Here is a 12,449-nt window from a genome sequence, read left to right on the forward strand (position 1 = left end):
TTACAGTGCTCTACTAATTACAAGTCTTTGTATTTCACTCGTTCCCTCATAAATTTCACAAATTTTCGCATCGCGGAAAAATCTTTCTACGGGATACTCTTTTGTATAACCGTAACCGCCCAATACTTGAACTGCTTCAATTGCAACCTCCACTGCAGTTTTAGAAGCAAATAGCTTCGCAACTGAAGCCTCCTTCCCGCACGGAAGTCCCTGTGCTCTAAGCGAAGCCGCCCTATATACAAGCAGTCGTGCGGCTTCTACACTCGTTGCCATATCTGCCAGCTTAAAGCCAACTCCTTGCTGCGCGGCGATCGGCTTCCCAAATTGCTTGCGTTCTTTTGCATAGTCTACTGCACAAGCGAGTGCCGCTTCGGCGATGCCAAGCGCCTGTGCTCCAATTCCAATGCGACCAACGTCTAAATTCGCCATCGCAACTTTGAAGCCTTGTCCTTCTTCGCCAAGTAAATTCTCAGCTGGAACCTTCATATCTTCAAAAGTAAGCTGCACCGTACGAGAGCCATGAAGCCCCATCTTATGTTCATCTTTTCCAATAATTAAGCCTGGCGTCCCCTTCTCTACAATAAATGCAGATATTCCGCTCTTTCCTGCCTCTGGATTGGTAGAAGCAAATACGATATATGTATCTGCCTCGCCCCCATTTGTAATAAATATTTTGGAGCCATTTATTACATACTGATTCCCATCTTTGATAGCTCTTGATTTCAAACTGCCCGCATCAGATCCAGCACCTGGCTCCGTTAAAGCAAATGCCCCTAAATATTCACCCGTTGCAAGCTTTGAAACATACTTTTTCTTTTGCTCTTCTGTCCCAAAATATAAAATAGGATTTGTTCCAACGGACGTATGTACCGCTAAAATTACCCCAATGGCTGCACTTACCTTTGATAGTTCTTCAATCGCTAAAATATAAGAAATAAAGTCCATTCCAGCACCGCCATACTTTGCCGGTGCTGGAATTCCCATCAATCCCAGTTCCCCCATTTTCTTTAAAATCTCTTTAGGAAACACCCCTTGTTCCATTTCTGGAACAAAGGGTGCAACTTCCTTTTGAGCAAAATCCCGAACCATCTTCCTCATCATTTGTTGTTCTTCTGTGAAACGAAAATTCATATGCCTCGCCTCCATTTGCTATCGATCTTTTCAATTCTCTGGTAAGACTACTACTTTGAAAAAAGATGGAGACCTACCTTTTCTTCCCCTTTACTCATATACGTAAAAACCACGACCTGTTTTTCGACCGAGCCAGCCAGCATTTACATATTTCCGCAAGAGCGGACATGGACGATATTTGCTATCTCCTAAGCCCTCATGCAATACTTCCATAATGTATAAGCATGTGTCTAAGCCGATAAAATCTGCCAATGTTAATGGTCCCATTGGATGATTCATGCCAAGCTTCATGACCTCATCAATCGCCTCTTTCGTTGCGACACCTTCATATAGCGCATAAATTGCTTCATTAATCATCGGTAATAAAATACGATTCGAAACAAAACCAGGGAAGTCATTTACTTCAACGGGCACTTTCCCAATTTTCTTTGTAATATCTTCAATTGCTTTATACACGGCATCATCTGTTGCAAGTCCGCGAATAATCTCCACTAATTTCATTACTGGTACAGGATTCATAAAGTGCATACCAATCACTTTCTCTGGCCGATTTGTTGTTGCTGCTATTTCGGTAATTGGCAATGAAGAAGTATTTGTCGCTAAAATGGTATGTTCCGGAGCAATTTCATCTAAATTTGCAAAAATTTTCTTTTTGATATCCATTTTTTCTACAGCAGCTTCAATCACAAGATCTGCTTCTTTCACACAATCTAATTCAAGTATAGTTGTAAGACGGCGTAATGTTGCGTCCTTCGTCTCTTCATCCATACGTCCCTTTTCTACTTGGCGCGCTAAATTTCTCGTTATTACACCGAATCCCCTCTCTAATTGCTCTTGCTTTACATCTTGCATAAACACTTCATAGCCAGCCGTTGCACACACCTGTGCAATACCTGATCCCATTTGTCCGGCACCGATTACCACAATTTTTTGTATACTCATTTCTTCTCCCCCTTTTTATGAATGAACTTCAATCATAATTGCGTCACCTTGGCCACCGCCGCTACAAATCGAAGCGATTCCAATTCCGCCGCCGCGTTGCTTTAACGCATGAATCAAGGTAACAATAATCCGTGCTCCGCTCGCTCCAATCGGATGCCCCATCGCAACTGCTCCACCATTTACATTAATCTTTTCAGGGTCAATTCCGGCAATATTTGCACTCGCAATTGCAACTGCTGCAAAGGCTTCATTGATCTCAAATAAATCAATATCATCCACTGTTTTTCCAGTTTTCTTCAGCAGTTCATTTATTGCATAACCTGGCGTTCTCGGAAAATTCTTTGCTTCTACAGCAATTGCGGTATGCGCTAAAATTGTCGCTACTGGCTTTCTGCCTTCTTGCCGCGCTCTGTCTTCGCTCATTAATACAAGCGCCGCCCCGCCATCATTAAGGCCCGGTGCATTTCCAGCTGTTACTGCCGCTGTCTTATCAAAAACAGGCTTTAATGTAGCTAATTTTTCGATTGTTGTATCTGCACGTGGCGCCTCGTCCTTCGCCACAACGATCGGATCACCTTTGCGCTGCGGTACAGCTACAGGTACGATTTCCTCGTCAAATCTCCCTTCTTTCTGTGCCATAATTGCACGTTGATGACTGCGATACGCCCACTCATCTTGTGCTTCGCGAGAAATTCCTTCTTCCTTCGCTACCTCACCACCGTATACGCCCATATGGATGCCAGAGAATGAACATGTTAAGCCATCTACTATATTTAAATCCACAACTTGACTATGTCCCATTCGATATCCCCAACGCGCACCTTCTAAAATGTACGGACTGTTGCTCATGGACTCCATTCCGCCCGCTACAATTAACGTTTGATCCCCTGCGCGAATAATTTGATCCGCTAATGTCACAGCTCTAAGACCTGATGCACAAACTTTATTTATTGTTTCCGTACGCGTCTCCCAAGGAAGTCCGGCTTCCCTCGCTGCTTGGCGAGAAGGAATTTGCCCCTGTCCTCCTTGCAGAACCGTCCCGAATATCACTTCTTCTACATCGTCTTTGTTCACATTTGCTCTCTCAAGTGCAGCTTGAATGGCAATTCCTCCAAGCTTCGACGCTTTCACATCTTTTAATACTCCGCCAAATTTTCCAACTGGTGTTCTTGCGGCACTTAAAATAACTGTTCTTACCAACTTCAATTCCCCCATTTCTTTTTGACTGCCGAGCGCTCGCTCGATATCTTTGCGTTGAGAAGAGGTGCAATTTGCACCTCTATCTAAAGTTGTATGAATTCTTCTACGTTACATCGCTTCTACTTTTGGTCCAATAACAGACCGTTCTAAAATCTCTGTTATATCTAATGTTTGTACTTGTTCTTCAACTTCCTTCGCTTTCGTTCCATCGCTAATCATCGTTAAACAATACGGACATCCTGTACCGATAATAGATGGTTTCACAGCAAGTGCTTGTTCCGTACGAGCCACGTTAATGCGTGAGCCTGTGGTCTCTTCCATCCACATTAATCCGCCACCTGCACCACAGCACATTCCTGTTTCTCTATTACGCGCCATTTCTACAACAGTAACACCTGGAATCGCCTTTAAAATGCTGCGCGGCGCTTCATATACTTCGTTATATCTCCCTAAATAACAAGAATCATGGTACGTAATCGTCTCTTCAACTGGATGGATGGGTTTTAAGCGCCCTTCTTTCACCCATTGGGCTAATAGTTCTGTATGATGATAGACTTCTGCTTGTAACCCAAAGTCTGGATACTCATTTTTAAATGTGTTATAAGCGTGCGGGTCAATCGTAACAATTTTCTTCACACCCGATTTCTCGAATTCGGCAATATTTTTCGTTGCCATCTCTTGGAATACAAATTCATTTCCGAGACGGCGCGGCGTGTCTCCCGAGTTCTTTTCTTTGTTTCCAAGGATCGCGAATGAAATGCCCGCTTTATTCATTAATTTCGCGAATGATATCGCAATTTTCTGACTGCGGTTATCATATGATCCCATAGAACCAACCCAGAATAAATATTCAAATTCCTCGCCAGCCTTCGTTTTCTCTTTCACAGTTGGCACGGTTACCTCATCGTCACCCTGACGCCACGTTTCGCGCTCCTTACGATTTAGTCCCCATGGGTTTCCTTGCCGCTCAATATTCGTCATGGCACGCTGCGCTTCAGCATCCATCTTTCCTTCTGTTAAAACAAGGTAGCGGCGCAAATCAATAATTTTATCAACATGCTCGTTCATGACCGGACATTGATCTTCACAGTTACGGCACGTCGTACAAGCCCAAATTTCTTCTTCTGTAATGACATCTCCAATTAAACTTGGATCATATAAAGGTGCTGTAGCTGCTGATTCTTGCTGTCCTTTACTAGCAGCCCTAAGCGCCAATTGATTCCCTTTTGTATTATGAAAAGCAACAGCTGGAACCCATGGTACTTTTGAGGTTACCGCAGCTCCTTTATCTGTTAAATGATCGCGAAGCTTTACAATTAAATCCATCGGCGACAACATTTTCCCAGTTCCAGTTGCTGGACACATGTTAGTGCAGCGTCCGCACTCTACACACGCATATAAATCGATAAGCTGCGTCTGCCGAAAATCTTCAATCTTTCCAACACCAAATGTTTCTTGTGTTTCATCTTCAAAATCAATCTTTTCAAGTTTTCCCGGATTTGTAAGACGAGTAAAAAACACATTTACTGGTCCTGCAATTAAATGTGCATGTTTGGACTGCGGAACATAAACTAAAAATGTTAACAAAATAAGTAAATGCACCCACCAAGAAAAATAGAATATATAAATGGATGCGGTTTCATTTATTCCCGAAAGAACATAAGCGATTCCAGAAGCAATTGGTTCGCTCCAAGAAAGCTCTTCTCCGTGCCAAATAATGCCTACTCCGTTACCAAGTAATACGGAAAGCATTAAGCCTCCAATAAAAATAAGGACGAGGCCTGACTTAAAATTTCGTTTTAAACGAACGAGCTTTTCAACATACCTTCTATAAAAAGCCCAAACAACTGCGATTAAAATCATAAGTGTGACAATTTCTTGGAAGAATGTAAATGCAGGGTATAGCGGTCCTAGTGGAAGATGTGATCCTGGTGCAAGACCTTTCCAAATGAAGTCGATTGCTCCAAATTGGACAAGAATAAATCCGTAAAAAAACATAACGTGCATAATACCGCTCTTTTTATCTTTGAGCAATTTTTTTTGCCCAAAGACATTTACTTTGAGGATATCCCATCGCTCTTTAAATCGGCGGTCAAACTCTACTTTTTTTCCTAATTGTATATAGGCCATCCTCGTTCGTATGAGGTATACAAACAAATATACCGCATAAGCAATAACCGCAATAGAAGCTAGCCAATTTACGATTAGTAAGCTATTCATTTTATGCTACCCCTCTCCTTATAAGCCTTACTTCTTTTTGAATCTCCGAAAATATATAATTTTCTGAATTATATCCCCTATCCTCATTATATAATGAGTGAGCATTCAGTCAACAGTTTTTTGTTATACAACAACATCTTTTTTCATTGGTCTGTTTATTTTCATACTCTTACATCACATGTAGCTATAAGAAATGAACACGAGAAACTAGGATTGAATCACTTTCCATTCTTTTGTTTAAACTATAAGCATTAAAAATGAGCGCGAGGAAGGAAGAGTGGTAATGGTTTTTTCAGCTCTTTTACTAATAAGTGTTGTCCTTTGGATTGCAATCGATCTCTCGTATGGCAGAAGCCTTCATCTCAGACGGCTAAAGCCTCGTACTTTCCCTTTGCGCCGTAGTAATTTTCAGCTTTATACATACGGAACGGACTTATATCATAGTTTATTTCATGATATTCAAAAAGCAACGCACCATATCCATATTTTATTTTTTATTGTGAAAAATGATGAAATCAGTCAAGTCTTTTTACAATTACTATGTGATAAAGCGAAACAAGGAGTTGAAGTGCGTCTCCTTCTTGACCAAATTGGAAGTCATCAATTATCAAAAAAAGCTATTCAATCATTACAAAACAGTGGCGTCTCTTTTTCATTTTGCCACAAAGTAAAATTCCCTTTTTTCTTCTTTTCAGCAAATCAAAGAAATCATCGAAAAATCACAATCATCGATGGGAAAATAGGATATATTGGTGGCTTTAATATCGGGGAAGAATACTTAGGCCACAATCCTAAATTAGGATTGTGGCGCGATTATCATTTGCGACTTACAGGAGAGGGTGTGCAAGATTTACAAAATCAATTTTTACATGATTGGCGTGACGAGACAAAGCAAGATTTACTACAGGATACAATCTATTTTCCAAAACAAGCACCAGGTAGTATTCTTCATCGGTTTATCCCGACAGATGGTGCTTATTTACAGTCTACATTTTTACATTTAATTGAAAGTGCAAATAAAAAAATCTATATTGGAACACCTTATTTTATCCCCGGTAAAAAAATTATGAACGCCTTATTACAAGCGAGAAAAAGAGGTGTGCAAATTACCATTCTCGTTCCTAACAAAGCCGACCACCCTCTTGTAAGAGAAGCAAAATTACCATACTGCCGAAAACTCATGCGAGCTGGGTGTAACATTTATGCATTTCAAGAAGGTTTCTTCCATGCAAAAATTATTATCATAGATAATCGTATATGCGATATTGGAACTGCCAATGTGGATATGAGGAGTTTATATATAAACCATGAGATGAATTGCTTATTGTATGACGAGGACTTTATACATGCAATCCAAAAGAAATTTAACAAAGATATTCAATCTTCCGTATTACTTTCCTTTCAAGATGTTAGTTCTCTTTCCCTTATTGATAGAGGGAAGGAATTGCTGGGGACGATATTAGCGTTTTTTTTATAGGAGGGCTTACAAAAAATGTTTCATGCGTTTTTTCATATATCCCGTGCACGATAACGTTATAAAGCGTCTGTAATTAAAAAATGAAAAACAGAATCACATCTATATAGCATTGCTTAAAATATCAACGCACGCAAATAATGATTACTGCACCTATCATTACATTCAAACCTTGCTAATGAGGAAAATCTCTAAATGTTGCTACAAAAAAACAACTGCCTAAAATATAGACAGTTGTTTTTATTTTAATGTTCAAAAGGTAAATCTGAAGCTAACTGTACTTCTTCTTGTTGATTTGTTAAGGCCTGATCTTGACCCACACCAAAAGCAACACCAGCTAGCATTGCTACTGCTACTAAACTACAAGCAAGAAATTTCTTCATGTTTATCACCCTATGTTTTATTTTTCCTAAATATAACATGAAATCGCCCTCATAAAACATGCAATTTTGCATATTCTAACCATACTTAATTATTTATGTATTTCTTCTTACATAACAATATCTTTTTATATGAATGTAGATCCAATAATTCAAAAAATAATAGCGCTTTATTATAAACTTCCTCAATTTCCTTTGATGGATAGCCTAACTTTTCTAAACATTCCCCTTTTTGATAATACAATTGCCCCAGTAACATCATACTACCGATATTACATGAAACCTCAATAGCTTGGTTCACTTGATAAAGAGCCTCATTATATTGATCACTTAAATATAATGATTTTGCATAGTTATATTTCACCTTAATTATAAATGCCTCGTTATTATGTAAGGATTCTAGTTGTTTCAAGATGTTTTGAAATAAAGTTATCGCTTTTTCCAATTGTTCATTTTCTGCATAAATACTAGCTATTGAATTTTCAATATATAAGTTCTGAAATACATCCACACTACTATATTGCTGATGAATAATATTTTTCAATTCTAATACACAATATTCAAAACTAATTTTCTTTAAAACATATGCTGATAAATAATAGTACCAAAGAAGAAATTGTTTAAACTCAGGATGACTCTTTTCCTTTTTAAGTTCGTTAGAAACGATTTTATAAATTTCATCATATTGTTTTTTCTTACTCAACAACTGAATTTGATCTTTGAACCTTTTCTTCCTTTCGATATCAGAATAGACGAGAACTTCATAAAAATGGGTAATTGGAACTTGTAATTTTGCTGCAATTCCTTGCAGTATGTCCATGCTTGGGTACACTGCACCAGATTCAATTCTGCTCACCTCTGATTGATGACATATATTTTCAGATAACTGTTTTTGCGTTAAACCCCTCATCACTCTAATTTTCTTTATTTCACTTCCTAGCTTTTCTGCTTGCACGCTTGCTCACCATCCCATTACAGCAATCTATTCTTCTTAAGTTGTCATACAACTACAATAATGTTAATTCGACATTATTTGATATGAAATCATGCATAATATGTGTAAAATTCGGCATTTTTTTCATAACATTCTCCTCAAACCATGTGAAAATTCATGGAGTTTTCATTGTCTTCAGTCTACTTCTTCCATTATCAATGGAAGTAATCCCCACCCAAAATCCCAATAAAAATTACTCAGCCTAGTTTGACCATTAAAAAGTTAACAAGTCTCAAAATAATATAAACGAAAATATTGCCAAAAGTATTTGAAAGGTAAAATAAATGAGGCTAAAGTTCAACAGAACAGGTCACTACTAAAATATGGAGATTTTCAACCTACAGATAAAGAAATGAAGTACGCCTTATACAAACATATAAGCACGATAAGAGATTCAGGCAATGGAGTAATTACAACTGTTCGCGGTAAAATCACCTAAAATCAACAATCTCATTTTACTATAACAAATTTTTTGTCGAAAAATGAAATAAAATCTACATTACATCATAATAAATTCAAATATTTTACTAAAACGGCCGTCTATAAAAAAAGAAGTTTACCAACATGTAATTAGTAAACTTCCTTTTTCATATCCATCCTTTTTCTTCTGCAATTGTAATGGCTTCAATTCTATTTTTCGCATTAAGCTTCGTTAATACTTCTGAAATATAGTTTCTTACTGTACCAGGAGAAAGATACAGTGCCTTTGCAATGTCATTTGTTGTCTTTCCTTCTTTTGCTAATAACAGGACTTCCCTCTCGCGATCTGATAATGGATTTTGTTCTTGCCATAATCCAAACATGAGCTCTGGAGAAATTTCGCGTTTTCCTTTCATCACATTGCGAATGGCTTCCGCTAATTCTTCGCTCGGGCTATCTTTCAATAAGTATCCATGCACACCAGCTTTCATCGCTCTTTCAAAGTAACCAGGACGTGCAAATGTTGTTAAAATCATTACTTTGCATGATGATTTCTTCTTCTGCAATGTTTCAGCAACATCCAATCCACTTTGAATCGGCATTTCAATATCCATGATACTAACATCCGGTTGTAGCTTTTCAATTAATGTGAAAGCCTCTTCTCCATTTTCCGCTTGTCCAACCACTTCCATATCGTCTTCTAAATCAAGCAACGCCCCCAATGCGCCGCGCAGCATTCGTTGATCCTCAGCAAGGATAATTCGAATCATGCTCTCACCCCATCTTTTCCTATTCTAATTACAATAGGAACGGTCACCATTAACATCGTTCCTTGCTGCAGTTCCTTTAGTTCCAATGAACCATCAATAAGCGCAAGCCGCTCTTTCATTCCCAAAATCCCATTTCCATCATGACTTCGTTTTTGGAAACCTACTCCGTTATCTTTCACCTGCAAAATCAGTTTTCCTTGTGTTTCACATAAAGACACTTCGCATGATGTCGCCTTACTATGTTTCACAACATTCGTTATGGCTTCACGCAGGCACATTCCTACAATATTTTGTTCAAGCGGTGATAAGGAATGAAAACTCACCTGCTGATTCACTGCTAATGAAATATTAGCAGCGTGTAAAATCATCTTGATTTGTTCTAACTCTTCTTCTACGGTAATCATTCGCATATCAGCAATGAGTTCACGAAGTTGCTTTAAGGCTGTTCGCGATGTTTGTGTAATTTCCTTTACTTCTATGCTAGCACGCTCTGGATTCTTTACAATTAACTTCTCAGCGAGCTGACTTTTTAAAGTAATAAGAGATAATGTATGTCCTAACGTATCGTGGAGATCCCTTGCAATTCGTTGGCGCTCTTCGCGTTTTACTAACTCTTTAATCTGTTCATTTGCTTCATTCAATTGATTCTTTAGCATCCTTTTCTGATTAAAATTACGCATCGCAAATGGCATCATAAGCATTAAAATAAACATCGGTACTCCACTTAAAAAAGAGTTGACTGAAAAAATTTGACTAAACGTTAATATAAAAGCAACAACAGTTAACACTAATAAAGAAAACAATACGCGAAAGGATCTTTTTGTTGGTGCAAATGCGATTGCATTTGCTGTAAAAAAGCATAAAAAAATAAGATAGGGGCTATAAAAAATCCCTAAATAAAACGCAATAAACATTTGAAAGCATGCCCATACTATAAATGTTCTTTTTACAAAATAAAGTTGCCGGTATGCTAGAACAAAAACAACTAGCATACCGGATCCTATTACTAACTTCCAACCAGTCTGTTGAGATAGTGAATAAATCGGAAATGCTAAATAGACAAGCCAGACGTACGGGAAAAAACCCATATTTTTTGGAAATATTTCAAACTGCTTCTTCTCTATCACTCTATACCGCTTCCTGTCTTTTTCTTATATATATTGATATTACAACAAAAACAAGGAAATAACCTCCTAAAATTACGAAACTTTCCAACGATATAGACTTACCAGCTACAATATCCCATGCTCCACTTCCAAAATGATATGTTGGTGTCCATTCACCAATCGATCGTAATACTTTTGGAAATACTTCAATCGGCATCCATAAACCGCCTAGCACCGCTAAACTCATATTTAAAATATTAGCAAGCCCTGAAGCGGCATCCGCTTTCTTAATAGATCCAATAATTGTTCCAAGCGCTAAAAATGGAGTAACCCCTAATAAAAGCCACAATCCAGCACCGACCCATTGTCCCAATGTTAAATCTACATGATTCATCACCTTGCCTACGATAAAAATAACTAGGATAGAAAAAGCATTTACTGCTGTTTGAGCAATAACTTTAGCTGTTAAATATACTCCTTCCGGGAGGGGAGTAACTTTTAAAAGATGAGTCCAGCCTTGTCCCTTTTCCTGTGATAGCCTTACACCGAAACTAAAAAGTGCAGTTCCTACAATACTGAAGGCTGCCATCGAAATTAAATAATGCGCTTTCCAAGCATCTCCGTTTTGTGGCACCTGAATAACATTTGTAAAAATGTAATAAAACATAACTGGCATTAATAAAGAGAAAAAGATAAATAGTTTATTACGAAACGTACGGAAAATCTCTATTTTACACTGCATCCATATCGCTCTCATACAATTCCCTCCTTCTGATTTGCAACAAACTGTTCAAAAGCCTCATCAAGACTTCCACGTTCCACTGCGATATCTTTAACAGGTAAACTCTTTTGAAAAATGGCCCGCAATGTATCGTCTATATCATCTGTTGTTAAAATGATGCGCTGATTATGAAACTGCACACCCGTAACATGTGGTAATTCCTTCAATAAAGCTGTTGGGATTTTCTCCTTCATAGAAAAAGAAATCGTTTTTTGTGAAATGGTTGCTTTCATTTCTTCTGGTGTTCCATCAGCAATGATTTTTCCATTTGCAAACAACAAAATTCGATTAGCTAAAGCATCCGCCTCTTCTAAATAATGTGTTGTTAAAATAATTGTTTTTCCTTCACTTGCTAGTTTTCGAATTGTTTCCCAAAAATGTTTCCTCGATGTAATATCCATACCTACAGTAGGCTCATCTAAAAATAGCAATTCTGGGTTCCCTGCAAGTGCAAGGGCAAAATTTAACCTTCTCTTTTGTCCACCTGATAATTTCTCACATCGTTGTTTTCTCTCTGACTCTAAGTTCGATAGTCGCAGTAATGTTTCTTTTGCAATCGGGCTTGTATAATAACTACGAAATAATTCAATTGCTTCTTCCACTGTTACACTATCAATCACACTAACCCCTTGTAGCATTGCACCGAGGCGATTTCGAACACTTTGATGTTTCGGACTCTTTCCAAATAGGGACACATTTCCTTTTGATGGCTCTTTTAATCCAAGCATCATAGAAATGGTTGTTGTTTTCCCCGCACCATTCGGACCAAGCAATGCGACAATCTGTCCTTTCTCCACATGAAACGAAACGTTATCTACTGCTTTTTTATATTTAAATATTTTTGAAACATTATTTACTTCAATAATCTTTTCCATCTCTCTACCCCCGTTACTTCTTATGTTTATATTGTATAAATTGGAAAACTAAGAAAACAGTATGATGCGTCATGACTTGCACATGACAATTGTCACATATTCTCTATGAGCAGAATCACCCCTGTATATTGCACACAAGTAGCAGGACAAAAATAA

General features: G+C 38.0%; 10 protein-coding genes and 1 pseudogene. 1 reads left to right on the plus strand and 10 read right to left on the minus strand.

Going from position 1 to position 12,449, the window contains the following annotated elements:
• The 4 genes and pseudogenes from BCER98_RS19470 to BCER98_RS19485 all read right to left on the minus strand — a co-directional run bounded on the left by BCER98_RS19470 (window position 1) and on the right by BCER98_RS19485 (window position 5,493).
• Complete coding sequence (locus BCER98_RS19470; RefSeq protein WP_012096309.1) at window positions 1–1,131, minus strand: acyl-CoA dehydrogenase; 1,131 nt, start codon at window positions 1,129–1,131, stop codon at window positions 1–3.
• Window positions 1,132–1,221: 90 nt separating this feature from the next.
• Entirely contained in the window at window positions 1,222–2,073 is an 852-nt protein-coding gene (locus tag BCER98_RS22030; protein ID WP_012096310.1) for a 3-hydroxybutyryl-CoA dehydrogenase, read from the minus strand.
• A gap of 15 nt (window positions 2,074–2,088) precedes the next feature.
• A pseudogene (locus BCER98_RS22035) lies at window positions 2,089–3,372 on the minus strand (acetyl-CoA C-acetyltransferase).
• Between the two features lie 9 nt (window positions 3,373–3,381).
• Entirely contained in the window at window positions 3,382–5,493 is a 2,112-nt protein-coding gene (locus BCER98_RS19485; RefSeq protein WP_012096312.1) for a heterodisulfide reductase-related iron-sulfur binding cluster, read from the minus strand.
• Between the two features lie 283 nt (window positions 5,494–5,776).
• On the opposite strand from BCER98_RS19485, the gene cls reads away from it, so the two are divergent.
• Window positions 5,777–6,970, plus strand: coding sequence for a cardiolipin synthase (cls, locus tag BCER98_RS19490; RefSeq protein WP_012096313.1), 1,194 nt, complete (start codon window positions 5,777–5,779; stop codon window positions 6,968–6,970).
• A gap of 242 nt (window positions 6,971–7,212) precedes the next feature.
• Here the strand turns inward: cls and BCER98_RS19495 are convergent, their stop codons facing one another.
• The 6 genes from BCER98_RS19495 to BCER98_RS19520 all read right to left on the minus strand — a co-directional run bounded on the left by BCER98_RS19495 (window position 7,213) and on the right by BCER98_RS19520 (window position 12,293).
• Complete coding sequence (locus BCER98_RS19495; protein ID WP_012096314.1) at window positions 7,213–7,350, minus strand: quorum-sensing peptide PapR; 138 nt, start codon at window positions 7,348–7,350, stop codon at window positions 7,213–7,215.
• Window positions 7,351–7,435: 85 nt separating this feature from the next.
• On the minus strand, window positions 7,436–8,302 hold the full coding sequence (locus BCER98_RS19500) for a helix-turn-helix domain-containing protein (RefSeq protein ID WP_012096315.1): 867 nt from the start codon (window positions 8,300–8,302) through the stop codon (window positions 7,436–7,438).
• A 626-nt stretch (window positions 8,303–8,928) separates the two neighbouring features.
• Window positions 8,929–9,531 carry a response regulator transcription factor gene (locus BCER98_RS19505; protein ID WP_012096316.1) on the minus strand — a complete coding sequence of 201 codons (603 nt, stop codon included), beginning with the start codon at window positions 9,529–9,531 and terminating at the stop codon, window positions 8,929–8,931.
• Window positions 9,528–10,658: a sensor histidine kinase gene (locus BCER98_RS19510; RefSeq protein WP_012096317.1), complete on the minus strand. Its 1,131-nt coding sequence runs from the start codon at window positions 10,656–10,658 to the stop codon at window positions 9,528–9,530. The genes BCER98_RS19505 and BCER98_RS19510 overlap by 4 nt, the downstream gene beginning before the upstream one ends.
• Before the next feature lies 1 nt (window position 10,659).
• Window positions 10,660–11,394 (minus strand): ABC transporter permease, encoded by a 735-nt coding sequence (locus BCER98_RS19515; protein WP_012096318.1) that lies wholly within the window; start codon window positions 11,392–11,394, stop codon window positions 10,660–10,662.
• The gene (locus BCER98_RS19520) at window positions 11,391–12,293 is read right to left on the minus strand and encodes an ABC transporter ATP-binding protein (protein ID WP_012096319.1); all 903 of its coding nucleotides are present in this window, start codon (window positions 12,291–12,293) and stop codon (window positions 11,391–11,393) included. Before BCER98_RS19520 ends, BCER98_RS19515 begins: the two co-directional genes overlap by 4 nt.
• Window positions 12,294–12,449: the final 156 nt, after the last annotated feature.

Source organism: Bacillus cytotoxicus NVH 391-98 (genome assembly GCF_000017425.1).
Lineage (GTDB): Bacteria > Bacillota > Bacilli > Bacillales > Bacillaceae_G > Bacillus_A > Bacillus_A cytotoxicus.